12 protein-coding genes are annotated in these 16714 nt (G+C 62.0%); 8 read left to right on the top strand and 4 right to left on the bottom strand.

The genetic code is table 11. The features are described from left to right. The first annotated feature begins 103 nt into the window (after positions 1-103). A complete protein-coding gene (locus CYG48_RS01330) occupies positions 104-1954 on the top strand; it encodes a methyl-accepting chemotaxis protein (protein ID WP_118848740.1) in 1851 nt (616 codons plus the stop codon). A 42-nt stretch (positions 1955-1996) separates the two neighbouring features. On the opposite strand, the gene CYG48_RS22355 is transcribed toward CYG48_RS01330, so the two are convergent. After that, positions 1997-2164 (bottom strand): hypothetical protein, encoded by a 168-nt coding sequence (locus CYG48_RS22355; RefSeq protein ID WP_199925183.1) that lies wholly within the window; start codon positions 2162-2164, stop codon positions 1997-1999. Positions 2165-2254: 90 nt separating this feature from the next. Between CYG48_RS22355 and CYG48_RS01335 the strand changes: the two genes are divergently transcribed. Beyond that, on the top strand, positions 2255-3118 hold the full coding sequence (locus tag CYG48_RS01335; RefSeq protein ID WP_118848741.1) for a LysR family transcriptional regulator: 864 nt from the start codon (positions 2255-2257) through the stop codon (positions 3116-3118). On the opposite strand, the gene CYG48_RS01340 is transcribed toward CYG48_RS01335, so the two are convergent. Continuing rightward, positions 3119-3370 (bottom strand): SMc00767 family acetate metabolism repressor, encoded by a 252-nt coding sequence (locus CYG48_RS01340; protein ID WP_118848742.1) that lies wholly within the window; start codon positions 3368-3370, stop codon positions 3119-3121. It lies immediately after the preceding gene. A 59-nt stretch (positions 3371-3429) separates the two neighbouring features. After that, positions 3430-4719, bottom strand: a complete 1290-nt coding sequence (gene aceA, locus CYG48_RS01345; protein ID WP_118848743.1) for an isocitrate lyase — start codon at positions 4717-4719, stop codon at positions 3430-3432. Positions 4720-4911: 192 nt separating this feature from the next. Here aceA and CYG48_RS01350 point away from each other — a divergent pair, with 192 nt between their 5' ends. The 6 genes from CYG48_RS01350 (at position 4912) to CYG48_RS01375 (ending at position 12515) form a co-directional block, all read left to right on the top strand. Further along, the gene (locus CYG48_RS01350; RefSeq protein ID WP_118848744.1) at positions 4912-6330 is read left to right on the top strand and encodes a helix-turn-helix domain-containing protein; all 1419 of its coding nucleotides are present in this window, start codon (positions 4912-4914) and stop codon (positions 6328-6330) included. A gap of 124 nt (positions 6331-6454) precedes the next feature. After that, positions 6455-7552, top strand: a complete 1098-nt coding sequence (locus CYG48_RS01355) for a polyamine ABC transporter substrate-binding protein (RefSeq protein ID WP_118848745.1) — start codon at positions 6455-6457, stop codon at positions 7550-7552. Positions 7553-7624: 72 nt separating this feature from the next. Beyond that, on the top strand, positions 7625-8782 hold the full coding sequence (locus CYG48_RS01360) for an ABC transporter ATP-binding protein (protein WP_118848746.1): 1158 nt from the start codon (positions 7625-7627) through the stop codon (positions 8780-8782). Between the two features lie 13 nt (positions 8783-8795). Beyond that, positions 8796-9722 carry an ABC transporter permease subunit gene (locus tag CYG48_RS01365; RefSeq protein ID WP_199925184.1) on the top strand — a complete coding sequence of 309 codons (927 nt, stop codon included), beginning with the start codon at positions 8796-8798 and terminating at the stop codon, positions 9720-9722. Position 9723: 1 nt separating this feature from the next. Next, the gene (locus CYG48_RS01370; RefSeq protein WP_118848748.1) at positions 9724-10542 is read left to right on the top strand and encodes an ABC transporter permease; all 819 of its coding nucleotides are present in this window, start codon (positions 9724-9726) and stop codon (positions 10540-10542) included. 20 nt (positions 10543-10562) lie between these two features. Beyond that, positions 10563-12515: an acetoacetate--CoA ligase gene (locus tag CYG48_RS01375; RefSeq protein ID WP_118848749.1), complete on the top strand. Its 1953-nt coding sequence runs from the start codon at positions 10563-10565 to the stop codon at positions 12513-12515. Between the two features lie 263 nt (positions 12516-12778). Here CYG48_RS01375 and CYG48_RS01380 read toward each other — a convergent pair whose 3' ends face one another. Then, positions 12779-16492, bottom strand: a complete 3714-nt coding sequence (locus CYG48_RS01380) for an ATP-binding protein (RefSeq protein ID WP_118851417.1) — start codon at positions 16490-16492, stop codon at positions 12779-12781. Positions 16493-16714: the final 222 nt, after the last annotated feature.

The following is a 16714-nucleotide window of genomic DNA, read 5'->3' on the forward strand; positions in this document are numbered from 1 at the left end:
GCCACGGGACAACTTTTCGCTGCTGAAATTGACTTTCGTCTAATTCAGTAAAACTTTACATGTCATGGCCACACTGAAGGGACCACTCTGCAAAGGTCCCTTCATGTCAAAGCTCGTTCCGTCTTCTGTTGTTTCTCGCATTGTCTGCCTCTGTCTGTTCATGACCTTCGTGGCAGTCTCTGCGGTGGGCGGCTTGAACTACCTCTACCTTCGCAATGACATCATGCATACTGCGCGCGAGGACGCTCGCTCTGCGGTGCGTACGATGAGTCTTCTTTATGAACTTGGCCTCAAGGGCTCAAAGACCGAGGTCAAGGACGGCGTGGCCGTTCGTGTCATCCAAGGCGAGACGGCACTCGAAGGACATGACCTGGTGGATCGCACCGCAAGCGCCATCAACGGCGTCGCGACGATCTTCGAGAAGAAGGGCGCAGATTACGTCCGTATCTCCACGAACGTGAAGACGGAAAAGGGCGAGCGGGCCGTTGGTACCAAGCTTGCCGCCGATCACCCGGCGCAGTCGCTCCTGGCCCGCGGTGAGGCCTATTTCGGACCCGCCTTCCTGTTCGGCAAGGACTTCATGACCGGCTACTTCCCGATTACCGACGCGCAGAACGCGGTGACCGGTGTGCTCTTCATCGGCATTCCGATGGAGGTTTATTATGCCAACATCTCCAACACGGCCTTCATCGTCATCCTCAGCTCCGCAATCGGCATGGTCGTTGTCGGGCTGGCAGGCTTCTACGCGATGCGCCGCCTGTTGAAGCCGCTCGGCATCCTCACCGGCACGGTTCGCACGTTGGCCGAAGGCAATGACAGCGTCGCCATCCCTTATGTCGGCAAGTCAAACGAGTTCGGGAATATCGCGCGCGCCCTGGAAATCTTCCGCGACGCGGGCCGCGAAAAGAAGCGCATCGAAGGCCGCAGCGCCGAAGAGCGCGCCGAAGCAGAGGCAGAGCGTCGGCGCAACGACGAGGAAAAGCAGCGCGTTGACCGGCAGATCGATGTCGCCGTCAACGAACTTGCCGCCGCGCTTGCCCGGCTTGCCCAGGGTGACCTCTGCAAGACCATCGAGACGCCGTTCTCCGGTCGCCTCGAGCAGCTTCGCAGCGATTTCAACAACTCGATCGTCCGGTTGCGGGATACGATGTCCCAGATCCGCAGCAGCACGCTGGCGATCCAGCGGAACAGCTCCGAACTCAGCCAGTCCTCGAACGAACTGGCGCGCCGCACCGAAACCCAGGCCGCCTCGCTGGAAGAGGCCGCTGCTGCCGTGGACGAAATCACCGTCACCGTCCGCTCATCTGCCGAGCGTGCCCGCGAAGCCAACCGCGCCGTGACGGAGACGAAGGCGAGCGCCGACAATTCCGGCACCGTCGTCAACAATGCCGTGGCCGCGATGGGCCGCATCGAGGACGCATCGGGCAAGATCGAGTCGATCATCGAGGTCATCGACGACATCGCCTTCCAGACAAACCTGCTGGCGCTTAATGCCGGCATCGAAGCCGCTCGCGCCGGTGAGGCCGGCAAGGGCTTTGCCGTGGTTGCACAGGAAGTTCGCGAACTGGCGCAGCGTTCCGCCGGCGCGGCCAAGGAGATCAAGGACCTGATCCACCAGTCGACCCGCGAAGTCAGCTCCGGCGCCGGCCTGGTGCAGGAAGCGGGTGAAGTTCTCGCGGCAATCAGCGTGCAGATCACCAATATCAGCAAGCATGTCGACACGATCGCCACCGCCAGCCAGGATCAGTCTGCGGCGCTGCAGGACATCAACACCTCCGTCAACCGGATGGACCAGATGACCCAGCAGAACGGCGCCATGGTCGAGGAAACCAGCGAAGCAAGTCGCGCCCTGGCATCGGAGGCGAATGCGCTGCTGGAACTGGTGCAGCAGTTCAAGACGGAGGCCGGATATTCTCAGAACCAGCGCGGGGCAGCAATCTCGCGCGCTGCATGAGACAGGCGCCTTGAACGCTGAGGGCTTGAGAGGGGGCGGGATCTACCGCCCCTTCTGCGTTTTCTGCATGCGCTTGAGCAGCGCCCTCAGCCAGCGCGGCAGCGGGTTCGCGTGCCGGGCATAGAAGTCGTGTTCGCAGTGCGGTCGAGACGGCTGGGGTGCCTGCCGCGCATGTTGGGAAAGCAGGATGGCGACGACATTGTCATACATCGGAGATCCTCCGTTCGATGAAGTCGTCTTCTTCAATAAACACGAAAATCTGCTTCCTGTAGCAAAGAATTCCGGCTATGTTTTTCACCTGTGAAAAACATCAGCTGGGATGCCTACGAGCTTTTCCTGCAGGTCGCGCGGCTGGGAGGACTGTCGGGCGCGGCAGTTGCAACGGGCCTGAGCCCGGCGACGATCGGCCGGCGCATGCTGGAGCTGGAAGAAACGATCGGCCGCCCGCTGTTTCTGCGAAGCCGCACCGGCTACCGGCTGACCCCGGATGGATCGGCGCTGATGTCCCAGATCCTGGAGATGGAAGGCGCGGCGCGCCGCATCGAAAGCTGGAAGCAGGACGGCGCCCGGTCGCCCCTGGTCAGGGTCGCCTGCGGCACCTGGCTCGCCTGGATGTTCAGCCGCAACGCCTCCGCCATCTGTTCGGAACGCGACAACTTGCGGCTCGACTTCTACATTGCCGAACGGCGTGCGAGCCTCGCGCATCGTGAAAGCGATATTGGCATTCGCGCTTTTGAGCCCGAGGAGCCCAATCTTGCGGCGACCAAGCTCGGCGAAGTTGCCTATGCCGCCTATCGTGCCCGCAACCTCCAGCCTTCCGCCGCGGAACGCTGGCTTGCCGTCGCCGAAGAGGATGCGATTTCGGCCTACCTGCGCTGGCCGCATCAGGAGCGGGCGGATCAGATCGTGGTGACGGTCAACCGGGCGCGATCGTTGCGGGATCTTGCGCTTGGCGGAGCGGGCACTGCGGTTTTGCCCTGTTTCGTGGGCGATCAGGACATGCGGCTGGAGCGGGTTGGCGGCGAGATCGAAAGTCTGCGCCACCGGCAGTGGATCGTCATGAACAACGACGATCGCCACCGGCGGGAAATCCGCACGGTGGTCGATCGCATGGTGAGGTTTGTCAGGGACCGCGCCGAGCTTTTCGCCGGGCGCAGGCCGTAGCTACTGGATGCGGTTCGTGACCACGACCGGAATCATCAGGTCGCCCCAATGGCCGTCGCCTCCATGGTGACGCGCAGAGCGGACAAGCTCCACCGAGACCCCTGCCTCGACCGCCTTCATGATCGCGTGGTTGAGCCGATGGAGGTCGTTGGCGAGCATGCGGATGGCAGCCTGCTGCTCCTCCGTCATCGTGCTTGCCTGCTCCTCGGCGCGTTCCTTGACCTGGGTGCGGATCGGCGTGTTGATGTTCATGACATTTCTCCTCTCATTATTCGGGGTTCTTGAGTGCTGCTTGTCCTAAAGGCGCCTGGTTATTCAGCCGCCGGGCGGAACTGGTCGTGTTCGGTCGATTCATGCATCGCGGTGGTCGAGGACGCGCCGCCGGTGATGGCCAGCGAGACCGCATCGAAGTAACCGGTGCCGACCTCGCGCTGGTGCTTGGTGGCGGTGTAACCGTTGACCTCTGCCGCAAACTCGGCCTGTTGCAGCTCCGAATAAGCTGCCATCTGCCGGTCCTTGTAGCCGCGGGCCAGTTCGAACATGCCGTAGTTCAGCTGGTGGAAGCCGGCGAGCGTAATGAACTGGAACTTGTAGCCCATCGCACCGAGCTCACGCTGGAACTTGGCGATCGTCGCGTCATCCAGGTTCTTCTTCCAGTTGAAGGACGGCGAGCAGTTGTAAGCGAGCATCTTGTTCGGGTGGACCTTGCGGACACCTTCGGCAAAGCGCCGCGCCTGCTCGAGATCCGGCTTCGAGGTCTCGCACCAGATGAGGTCGCAATAAGGTGCGTAGGCAACGGCACGCGCGATGCAGGGCTCGAGCCCGTTGCGGACACGGTAGAAGCCTTCGACGGTGCGGCCGGCATCGTAGTCAACGAACGGCCGGTCGCGCTCATCGATATCGGATGTCAGCAGTTTGGCGGCTTCTGCGTCGGTTCGGGCGATGACGAGCGTCGGGACGCCCATGACGTCGGCGGCGAGACGTGCGGCCGTAAGGTTGCGGATATGCGCAGCCGTCGGGATCAGCACCTTGCCGCCCAGATGACCGCACTTCTTTTCGGACGCCAGCTGGTCTTCGAAGTGAACGCCCGCAGCGCCAGCCTCGATGAAGGCCTTCATGATCTCGAACGCATTGAGCGGCCCGCCGAAGCCAGCTTCTGCATCGGCAACGATCGGTGCGAACCACGTCTCGACCGACAGGCCCTTGCCTTCAGCGGTCTCGATCTGGTCGGCGCGCTGGAGCGTGCGGTTGATGCGGCGTGCCAATTCAGGTGCAGCATTGGCCGGATAGAGTGATTGGTCCGGATACATGGCAGACGCCGTGTTGGCGTCGGCCGCAACCTGCCAGCCGGAAAGGTAGATCGCCTTCAAGCCGGCGCGAACCTGCTGCATGGCCTGGTTGCCGGTCATCGCGCCGAGCGCGTTGACGAAGTCTTCGCGGTGCAGCAACTCCCATAACCGGTTTGCGCCCATTTCTGCCAGCGAATAGCGGATTTGGGCAGAGCCGCGCAGGCGCTTGACGTCTTCAACCGAATAGGGGCGTTCGATGCAGTCGTAGCGGCCCTGGGGAGCGCCTTCAATCAGGTTGTAAAAGTCGGTCATGTCTGGTCCTCCTGTAAAACTCGTCTGCGTGTTTCGCTGTGACGGAATTTACAACAAGAACGCCGAAGTGCCAGAAATGATTGCATTTCGTGGCTGTGAAACGGGTTAGGATGTCTTGCCTTTGACAGTGGAGATTGTAAAATTGTCACGATAGTCAAAGAAGAAGCTGGACGAGTTGTAAAGAGAGCGGCGATGGCGGAGCGGAAGATCTTTGCAGGTCAGCGGGTACGACGGGTGAGGCTGGGGCTTGGCCTGACGCAGACCGCGATGGCCGAGGGACTGGGTATCTCGCCCTCCTATCTCAACCTGATCGAGCGCAACCAGCGGCCGCTCACGGTCCAACTGCTTCTGAAGCTGGCGTCCGTCTACAAGATCGACCTTGACGCTCTGCAGGATGAGGGCGGCGGGCTTGCAGGGCGCTTGCGGGAGGTGTTCACCGATCCGCTGCTTGCTGGCGAAATTCCCGGTGACCAGGAGATCATCGATGTGGCGGAGGCGGCGCCCAATGCCGGGCTTGGCCTCATCAAGCTCTACCGCGCCTATCGGGAGCAGGCCGCGCGGCTCTCCGACCTGTCCGACCTGCTTGCGCGCGAAGGGCATGAGCCGTCGATTGCCGGCACCCGCCTGCCGATCGACGAGGTGCGGGAGGCGCTGGAGCGGCGGCCGAACTTCTTCGGCAGGATCGAGGATGCAGCGGAAGCCTTCTCAACCCAGCTTGCGCCCGGCGACGATCTGGCCGGTGCGTTGAAAGCCTGGGCCAAGAGCCAGCACGGCATCGTGGTGCGCACACTGCCGGTGCACGCCATGCCGAACCTGCGGCGCCGTTACGATCGTCACTCGATGCGGTTGTTCATCTCCGAGCGACTGTCGCCCTTCGACCGGACACGCGAACTGGCGATGGAGGTGGCGCTGCTGGCCTTCAAGACCGAGATTGCCGCTGAACTGGATGAACTTTCCCTGTCGAGCAATGAAGCGAGGCGCATCGCTCGGTTCGAACTTGGCCGCTATGCGGCACATGCGCTGCTCATGCCTTATGGTGCCTTCCTGAGCGCGGCCCAGCGGCTGCGATATGACATCGATCTGCTGCGGGCGCGGTTTGATGTGTCGTTTGAGCAGGCCGCGACGCGCCTTACGTCGCTGGCGCGCTCCGGTGCGGCCGGTGTCCCGTTCTTCCTGATGGAGGTCGATCACGCCGGCAACGTCATCCGTCGCGCGGGCGCGCAAGGCTTCCCGCAGGCGAAGTTCGGTGGCGGCTGCGTCAAGCTTAGCATTCACTCAACCTTTGCCCAGCCGGGACAGGTGCTGGTCGATCGCGTCGAGATGCCGGATGGCACGACCTTCCTCACGGTGGCGCGCTCGCTGGAAGGACCACAGGCTGGATTCGGCGAGCGTATCCGCCGCACGGCTATCCTGCTCGGCTGCGAATATGATGGTGCTGAGGCCACGGTTTATGGCGATGCCGTTGTTGGCGCTTCGGGCACGGTTCTGGCCGGCACGGCCTGCCGCCTTTGCGAGCGCCAGGGCTGCCTTGCGCGGGCGGAGCCGCCGGTCACGCGACCGCTTGGTCTTGACGAGATGGTGACCGGTCTCAGCGCCTTTGATTTCCAGTAGTGTACACGCGCCAAATTCTGCTTGTGGGCGGCGTCAAAGCTTTCTAGTCTTTGGGAAAAGACGAAGATTGCGGATGCGGGCCGGGTAAGGGGCGCATCGCCAAATAACTGGAACAGGAGAGATCATGAAAAGCCATTTGCTCAGCCTAGCGGCTGCCGTTGCCGCGACAACCATTGCCGCAACGGCTGCCTTTGCGCAGGAACGGGTGGTTCATGTGTATAACTGGTCCGACTATATCGATGAGTCGGTGCTTGCCGACTTCACCAAGGAAACCGGCATCAAGGTCGTCTACGACGTTTTTGACAACAACGACATCGTAGAAACCAAGCTGCTTGCCGGCGGCTCCGGTTATGATGTCGTCGTGCCGACCGGTCCTTTCCTTGCCCGCCAGATCCAGGCCGGCGTCTTCCAGAAGCTCGACAAGTCGAAGCTCCCGAACCTTTCAAACATGTGGCCGCTCGTCACAGAGCGCCTGGCCAAGTACGACCCCGGCAACGAATATGCCGTCAACTACATGTGGGGCACGACCGGCATCGGCTACAATGTCGCCAAGGTGAAGGCCGCGCTCGGCGACGTGCCGGTCGATAGCTGGGACATCATCTTCAAGCCGGAAAACGCGGAAAAGCTGAAGTCCTGCGGCATCAACATCCTTGATGCCTCAGACGAAACCTTCGCAATCGCCATGAACTACATCGGCAAGGACCCGGACAGCAAGGAAACCGCTGACCTGGAAGCCGGTGGCGAGGTCTATCAGAAGATCCGTCCTTTCGTTCGCACCTTCAACGCCTCGGCTTATATCGATGAACTGGCGAACGGCGACAGCTGCATCTCGATCGGCTGGTCGGGTGACGTCCTGCAGGCCAAGACCCGTGCCGAAGAAGCCAACAACGGCGTCGAGGTCGAGTTCGTGATCCCGAAGGAGGGCACCTATATGTGGTTCGACAACCTGGCGATCCCCGCGGACGCCAAGAATGTTGCCGAAGCGCATGAATTCATCAACTACATGATGAAGCCGGAAGTCATCGCCAAGTCTTCGAACTACGTGCAGTACGCGAACGGCAACCTCGCGTCGCAGCAGTTCCTCGACAAGGAAGTGCTGGAGAACCCGGCCGTCTACCCGCCGGAAGATGTCGTGAAGAAGCTTTTCACGATCTCGCCCTATGGACCGCGCGAACAGCGTGTTCTCAACCGCGTCTGGACGCAGATCAAGACCGGTAGCTGATGCTGGGGACACGGGCAGGTGACACCACCTGCCCGGACCTGTTCTGAGATATAGGGGTAGACGGGGTAGGGCATGGCGAAGTCGCTTGGACCGGTAAAGCGCAAATTCTCACCCTGGACGGATCCCACAGCCGAACCTTTCATACGGTTCGAGAATGTCACAAAGCGTTTTGGTGACTTTACCGCCGTCAACAACCTGACCCTCGACATCTATGAGCGAGAGTTCTTCTCGCTGCTCGGCCCCTCCGGCTGCGGAAAAACAACGCTGATGCGCATGCTGGCCGGCTTCGAGGAGCCGACCGAAGGCCGCATCCTCCTCCAGGGCAAGGACATCTCTGGCGTGCCGCCTTACCGCCGGCCGACCAACATGATGTTCCAGTCCTACGCGCTTTTCCCGCACATGACGGTGGAAAAGAACATCGCGTTTGGCCTGCAGCAGGACAATCTCCCGAAGGCCGACATCGCCAAGCGCGTCCAGGAAATGCTGAAGCTTGTGAAGCTCGAGCAGTTTGCGAAGCGCAAGCCCGCACAGCTTTCCGGTGGTCAGCGGCAGCGCGTGGCGCTTGCCCGCTCGCTTGCAAAACGGCCGAAGGTGCTGCTGCTCGACGAGCCGCTCGGCGCGCTCGACAAGAAGCTGCGCGAGGAAACCCAGTTCGAGTTGATGGACATCCAGCACACGCTGGGTCTCACCTTCCTGATCGTGACGCACGACCAGGAAGAGGCGATGACGGTGTCGGACCGCATCGCAGTGATGGACAAGGGCGAGATCATGCAGGTAGCGACGCCTGCAGAAATCTACGAGGCGCCGAACAGCCGTTACGTGGCGGACTTCATTGGCGACATCAACATCCTTGAAGGCACGGTGCGGCATCGGGAAGACGCGGCAGGTCTGCCGGGCGTGCTGCGCATCGACAGCGACGGTCTGCAGGTTGCGGTCGACACGGGCTCGCAAGCCGTTGCCGACGATAAGGTCGCCTTCGCCATCCGCCCCGAAAAGGTGCGTATCTCGCTCGACAAGCCGGCGGAAACGGCGGTCAACGCGCTTTACGGCGAGGTATGGGATATTGGTTATCTCGGCGACTTTTCCGTCTTCCTGGTGCGGATGGAAGACGGGCGCATTGTGCGCGCCGCGCAGGCCAACGTGTCGCGACTGGTGGACCGGCCGATCACCTTCGGCGACATGGTCTGGCTCACCTGGTCGCGTGACGCCGGCATCGTGCTGACGCGGTAGACGGAGAAACACGATGGCGAGCGCTTCTGCGACATCGGCCCACCCATCGGCACATCGCTCACACATGGCGCGCTGGCTGGTCGTGGCCGTGCCCTATCTGTGGCTGCTGCTGTTTTTCGTGGCTCCCTTCCTGATCATCTTCAAGATCTCGTTGTCGGATACGGCCATCGCCATGCCGCCCTACACGCCGGTCTTCAAAGGCTTTGATGCCTTCGGCGACTTTGCGTCGAAGCTCGATCTGGAGAACTACCTCTTCCTGACCAGCGACCCGCTTTACATCAAGGCCTATCTGTCGTCGCTGCGGATCGCGCTGATCTCGACCTTCCTGCTGCTCCTGATCGGTTATCCGATGGCGCTTGCCATGGCACGCGCGCCAAACTCGCTGCGCCCGACGCTGGTGATGCTGGTGATCCTGCCGTTCTGGACCTCGTTCCTGATCCGTGTTTACGCGTGGATCGGCATCCTGAAGCCCGATGGTCTCTTGACCCTGCTGCTGCAGGCAATCGGATTTATGGGTCCGGATGACCAGGTGCAGATTTTCCGCACTGACATCGCCGTCTTCATAGGCATGGTGTACTCTTATCTTCCGTTCATGGTCCTGCCGCTTTACGCAGCACTCGAAAAGATGGATGCGACACTGCTGGAGGCAGCAAGCGATCTTGGCTGCCCGCCGTGGAAGGCGTTCTGGAAGATCACCTTCCCGCTGTCGCTGCCGGGCGTCATCGCCGGATCAATGATCTGCTTCATCCCGATCACAGGAGAATTCGTCATTCCCGACCTCCTGGGTGGTGCCGATACGCTGATGATCGGCAAGACCTTGTGGACCGAGTTTTTCGGCAATCGTGACTGGCCGCTTGCATCCGCCGTCGCGGTGATCCTGCTGATCCTGCTCGTGGTGCCGATCGCGATCTTCCAGAACCAGCAGAAGAGGGTCGTCTAGGATGAAGTCTTCCCGCTTCGACGCGACCGTGCTGACGCTTGGATTCGCCTTCCTTTACATCCCGATCGTCATCCTGGTGATCTATTCCTTCAACGCCTCCAAGCTGGTCACGGTCTGGGGCGGCTTCTCGCTCAACTGGTATCGCACCATGTGGTCGAACCAGGGCCTGATGGACGCCGCCTGGGTGACGTTGCGGGTCGGCGTGCTGAGTGCGACCATCGGCACCGTACTCGGAACACTGGCCGCACTCTCGCTCACGCGCTACCAGCGGTTCTACGGGCGCACGCTGTTTTCCGGGATGATCTATGCGCCGCTGGTGATGCCGGAAGTCATTACCGGCCTCTCGATGCTGCTGCTGTTCGTGGCGCTCAATGTCGACCGTGGCTTCTGGACGGTCACCATCGCCCATACCACCTTCACCATGTGTTACGTGGCGATTGTCGTGCAGTCGCGGTTGATGACGTTCGACCGCAGCTTGGAGGAGGCGGCGCTTGATCTCGGTTGTCCGCCGGTGAAGACCTTCTTCAAGATCACCCTGCCGCTGATCTTCCCGGCTGTGCTGGCCGGATGGATGCTCGCCTTCACGCTGTCGCTGGACGACCTGGTGATTGCAAGCTTCAACACCGGGCCGGGTGCGACCACGCTGCCGATCAAGATCTACAGCCAGGTGCGGCTTGGGGTGACACCGGAAATCAACGCCATCTGCACGATCCTGATCGGGCTGGTGACGATCGGCGTGATCCTTGCCTCGCTGACAACCAAGCGAACGGAAATGCGCCGGATCCGCGACGAACACGACGCAGCACGCGCCGAGCCATAAGTTTTCTGGGAGGAAATGGAATGAGCAAGGAAGGGCCGCTTTGGAGCCCGTCACCGGAAGCGCAGCAGAAGGCGCCGCTCTTTCAGTTCATGCGCTGGGCATCTGATCGGTACGGGCGCGACTTTCCTGACTACGATAGCTTTTACGCCTGGTCGATCAACGAGCGTGCCGAATTCTGGTCAGCGGTGTGGGACCACTGCGGCGTCAGGGGCGAGAAGGGCGACCGGGCGCTGGACTACGGCGACGACATGCTGGCGGCCCGCTTCTTTCCCGACGCCAGCCTGAACTTCGCCGAGAACCTGCTGACTGGAACCGGTGCCGGCGACGCGCTGATCTTCCGTGGGGAAGACAAGGTCAGCTACCGATGGTCGTGGGACAAGCTGCGCGCCGAGGTGTCGCGGCTGCAGCAGGCGTTCAGGGCGCTTGGCATCGGAAAGGGTGATCGCGTTGCCGCGATGATGCCGAACATGCCCGAGACCGTGGCCTGCATGCTCGCTGCCGCCTCGATCGGCGCCATCTGGTCTTCCTGCTCGCCCGATTTCGGCGAACAGGGCGTGCTGGACCGCTTCGGGCAGATCGACCCGAAGCTCTTCATCACCTGCGACGGCTATTGGTACAATGGCAAGCTTCAGGACATTTCGACCAAGGTGAGGGCGGTTTCGCAAGTGCTGAAGGCGCCGGTGCTGGTCGTGCCTTATGCCGGCGATGCCGCGTCGCTCGCCGCCGCGCTTCCGGACGGCCGCACCTGGGAGCAGTTCACGGCGCCTTATCAGGCCGGCGAGATCATCTATGAGGCGCTGCCCTTCGCGCACCCGCTCTACATCCTGTTTTCATCCGGAACCACGGGCGTGCCAAAATGCATCGTGCATTCGGCTGGCGGAACGCTGCTGCAGCACCTCAAGGAGCACCGGCTCCATTGCAGCATCGTGCCCGACGAGAAGCTCTTCTACTTCACCACCTGTGGCTGGATGATGTGGAACTGGCTGGTCTCGGGCCTCGCCGTCGGCGCTACGCTCTGCCTCTACGATGGCTCGCCGTTCGCACCAGATGGCAATGTGCTGTTCGATTATGCGCAGGATGAGAAGTTCGCCGTGTTCGGGACTTCCGCCAAATATATCGATGCGGTGCGCAAGGGCGGCATCGTACCCGCCAAAACGCATGATCTTTCGGATCTGCGGCTTTTGACCTCTACCGGTTCGCCGCTCTCGCCAGAGGGCTTCTCCTTTGTCTACGAAGGCATCAAGCCGGATGTACATCTGGCCTCGATCTCGGGCGGAACCGACATCGTGTCCTGCTTCGTGCTGGGAAACCCGCTGAAGCCGGTCTGGCGCGGCGAGATTCAGGGGCCGGGGCTTGGGCTCGCGGTCGACGTCTGGAATGATGACGGAAAGCCGGTGCGGGGCGAAAAGGGCGAACTGGTTTGCACCAAAGCATTCCCTTCCATGCCGGTGATGTTCTGGAACGACCCCGACGGCAAGAAATACCGGTCAGCCTATTTCGAGCGCTTCGACAATGTATGGTGCCATGGCGACTTTGCCGAATGGACCGAGCATGATGGCATCGTCATCCACGGCCGCTCTGACGCGACGCTCAACCCGGGCGGCGTGCGGATCGGCACCGCCGAGATCTACAATCAGGTCGAGCAGATGGAAGAGGTGGCGGAAGCGATCTGCATTGGCCAGGATTGGGAAGACGATGTGCGTGTCGTGCTGTTTGTCCGCCTCGCCAACGGCCATGTGCTGGATGATGCGCTGACGCAGGCGATCAAGACGCGCATCCGCGTTGGTGCATCGCCGCGCCACGTTCCGGCGAAGGTGATCCAGGTGGCGGATATTCCTCGCACCAAGTCAGGCAAGATCGTCGAGCTTGCCGTACGCGACGTCGTGCATGGCCGGCCGGTGAAGAACAAGGAAGCGCTCGCCAACCCCGAAGCGCTGGACCTTTACGCCGGGCTGGAGGCTTTGAAGACCTGATCGTCCTGTTCTGGCGCAGGATACGGCTTGGCCGTTCCCAATCGGTGCAGCGGTAACGCTTCATTAAGGTTTGGCGGCCAAAAGTGGAGCAACATGGGACCATCCGGTGTATGGAAGATCGCGTAAGCCGCGAGCTTCCATGGACATGATGTCTCCCCTCCGACCTCGTTGGACAGCATAAACTTTAAAAGGCAGCTCTCGCTGCCTTTCTTTTGGAATGCCCTACACGCTAGGATTGATCTCGCTGAAGATTACGTCGCCGTTCAGGTGGCAAGCACGCGCGGCGAGGGGAAGGTAATTTCCACCAGCGTGCCCTCGTTCGGTGCCGAACTGATCGAAAAGGCGGCGCGGTTTGCGTCAACCATCGCCTTTGTCAGCGGCAGGCCAAGGCCGGTGCCGTCACCCCGGTTGCGGGCCGCACCGATCTGGCGGAACGGCTTCATCGCGAGCTCGAGTTCAGAACGCGTCATGCCGATGCCGGTATCGCGGACCCGAAGGACCACGCTGCCATTCGCCTCATAAGCCGTGGAGACGACGATCTGCCCGCCGGACGGCGTAAAGCGGATGGCGTTGGCGAGGATGTTGAGCACGATCTGCTTTACCGACCGAAGGTCTGCAACCACCTGCGGCACCGTGTGCGACAGCGCGGTGCGGATGATGACCCGCTGGCTGTTGGCCTGCGGCTGAACGATCGAGACTGCCTCGGACACCGTTTCGTTCAAGCCCACGGCGACGAAATCGAGATCCAGTTCACCGGCCTCAATCTTGGAGATGTCCAGGAGATCGTTGACGATGTCGAGCACGTGGCGACCGGACCGCCCGATGTCATGCGCATATTCGATGTAACGCGGGTGGCCGACAGGACCGAAGCGCTCGGTTGCCATCATGTCGGCGAAACCGATGATCGCATTGAGCGGCGTACGGATCTCGTGGCTCACATGCGCGAGGAACTCGCTCTTGTGGGCATTCGCTGTCTCTGCCGCCCGCTTGGCGCTCCGCAACTCGTCCTCGGTGCGCTTCCATTGGGTGATGTCGCGGATCACCGCGCAGTAGCCGTTGGAGGAGGTCAGCTTGCCGATCGTCATGAACAGCGGCAGGAAGCCGCCATTGGCTTCGCGGCCGATCACCTCCCGCCCGTCGTTCAAGACGCTGGCGACGCCGTGGCCCGATAGGCCACTCAGGTAATCGACAATCGCCCGCTGGCTTTCATGGGCAAAGAGCGTGACGAAGGGTTTGCCGGTGATCTCGTCATTGTCGTAGTTGAAGAGCGCGCTGGCCGCCCGGTTGATGGAGCGGATATCGCCCTCCGCGCCGATGATGACGACGCCGTCAGTCGCAGTTTCCAGGATCGCCCGGAGTTCCTCCACTTCGACCTGCAGGCGCTGCATCTGGTCGGCCGAGCGGTCTGGCCGGAGCGGGATCACCTCGGCAGCGCCGTCGCCGCCATCGGTTGGCGCGCCCTCGGTTGCAACCGGCATCAGCGCCAGCATCAGTGCCGTCGTGTCATCCCAGCGAACGGACTGCAGCCGCGCAGTGACCGGAACCAGCTCGTCATCGGCGCGGACGACAACCATGCCGCCAGCCTGCGCCGTCTTGCCTTCCAGATCCTGCCGCTGCAGCAGCGCATCCAGCCCGCCGATCTCGATCAGGTCGTCCAGCGAGGCATATCCCGTCAGACGCAGGAATTCCGGGTTGCCGTGGATTAGCACGTCGCCGCTATGCACGAGCAGCGCCACCGGCATCTGGTCGATGATCTCCGCCGACAGGCCGATCCGCTCGCGCATCGGGATCATCTGCCGCAGCAATTCCTGGTCGGACAGTTCTTCGCTCGCCTCGATCTCCGGCGTAATGTCGGCGCTCGCCTCCTCGACCGTTTCGTCTTCGGTCGGGTTCACCGCTTCCGGCTCGGAGGCCTCTTCGGTTCCCGCGCTCGGCTGCTGCTCCTCGGTGGGAGCTGTCGCTTCGATCTCTTCTTCCGGCTCCACCGGTGCTTCCCGTGCCGTGTCCTCTACCGGGTCTTCGGTGGGTTCGGCAGGGGTGTCAGTCGGCGCGATATTTTCATCCAGTGTCGGATCAGGCGTGAGTGCGTCCGTCCGCGTTTCATCCGCGACGGAAACCGGCTCTTCCGGCGCTTGGGGCTCGTCCGGTTCCCGATGCACGACGCTGTCGAGCTGCCGTGCGATTTCGCGGAAGGCCGCCTGCTCGACCGGGCTCAGGCCATCACCACGGTTCGTGCGGTGCTCTTCGAGCTTGATGATCTTGTCAGACGTGCGCCGGCCGGGATTTTCGATGATGCGCAACGCCGGACGCTCGCCCTGCGGCCAGTCCAGCAGCGACGGGATCTGCCGACCGGACTGGTGCGGGCTCGCCGGCTCCTCATGAACCTCGTCGATAGCCTCTTCGGTCGGCTCCGCAGCCTGGCTTTCGGTCTCGGTGTCCGTTACGTCCGGCGCCGGGGCAGTCTCATCGACTTCGGTTTCGGCAGCCGCGTCTTCTACCGGTGCCTCGACAGTTTCATCCGAAGCGTGCGACTCGAGCAGTTCGTCTGTGGCGTCTTCCGGTTCGAAGGAGAAAGGCGGATGTTCGGGCGCTTCCGAGGACGCAGGTTCCGCTTCCTCAATCCCCTCGGGCTCGAGGGAAGGGGAGAGCGTCAGGCCGATGGCATTCGGGTCTTCGGCGACATCGGCAAGCCGCACGATGCCGAAACCGCGAAAGCCGTCAAATTCCCGGGTGCGGGTATAGGTGGGCAGGGCTGCGAGATCGACCGGCACGACGAGCGCCGTTCCTTCGACCGGCCACCAGATCGTCTTGCCCGACCAGGTATCGCGCTTGCTCAGGAGTTCCGCCACCTTGACGTCGGGGTCAAGATGGAAAAGCGAGGCGAGATCGGTAAAGGCCATGCCGTTGATGTCAGCCGCATGCGGACCGACCGCTTCGGCGAACTCGCTCGATACCTCGCTGAAGCGCCCCTCGGCGTCGATCTTCCAGACAAAACGCGTGGCGCGCGCGCCAGGCTGGAAAACAAAGCCTGCCGGCTTCGCCGCGACCGGTTCTTCGCCAGCTTCAACGGCCTCGGCTTGAGGTTCCGGGGCTCGCGCCGTTACCGGAGGCTCCTCGCTCGGCGCCTCAACGGCAACAGCCGGCTCCGGATCGCTTTCGACCGGCACGGCGACATCAAGCGAGATTTCTTCTTCGGGCTCGTCGGCCTCTTCGATCTCGGAGACTGCACTGATGGCGTCGGCATAGGTTTCCGGCGTCGGTGCGGCGGGCGCTTCATCCGGCTGCTCATAGGAAGCTTCCACCGTGGAGCGTCCCTCGACGGCTTCCACGGTAAAGAGCAGATGCAGCGCCGGATCATCAGAGAGCTTGCCAAGCGCCGCCGGCAGGTAACCCTTGATCGTCGGGATCGGGCGCTTCACGAGCCGGCTCGGTTCGCTTCCCGCCATGGTCGCCAGCATCCGGGTCGTTTGCGCGCTGATCTGCAGCGCGTCGAAATCCGGCGAGGACGCGAGAACTGTGCCATCGGCGTCGATTACCGCCATGTGGGTGTCGGGGTCGTCGAACCCCTTGATCATCTCTGCCGCCACGGCATTCCGCGGGCGGGCGAGCTTATCCACCGGCGCGCCGAACAGCAGCGCCGGCTTGCCATGGATCTCCACCAGTTCGCAGGACGCCTGAACCGGCACGCGCTGGAACCCGGATGCGATACGGATGGTGAAGCTGCGGCTGTCGCCCGGTTGGCCAAGCTGACGGGCTGCCGCCTCCAACTGCCGGAAAGCCACATCTGCGCGCTTCGGGCCCTGCTCGAGCAGGTCGTAAATCGCGGAAAAACCGAAGAGTTCGGCGCCGCGGCCGTTCGCCCACAAGGCAGTCGTGAGATCGGCCGAAAACAGAACAAGGGCATCGCCGGCGGCGAAGCGGTCACGGATACGCTCGTGAACGGCAATGTCTATGAACGGGTACTGTACGACGGACATGGCCAGACCTTGATGTTCAGAGCCGACGGGCGGCGGCATTTAACCCTTTGTTAATAGCTGTGCCTCGGCTTCTGGTCGAGGGTAGGGCATGCGAAACCGGCGACAAGGTTAACGCGCCGGATTTGTGCAGTGCACAACGATATTGCAATGCACAATAACGTGGTCTATATATAAGGCATGTGATCTTGGCCGCTGCCAAACAATACAACAACAAGGACCAAA

Source organism: Neorhizobium sp. SOG26 (assembly GCF_003491345.1).
GTDB classification, from domain to species: domain Bacteria; phylum Pseudomonadota; class Alphaproteobacteria; order Rhizobiales; family Rhizobiaceae; genus Neorhizobium; species Neorhizobium turbinariae.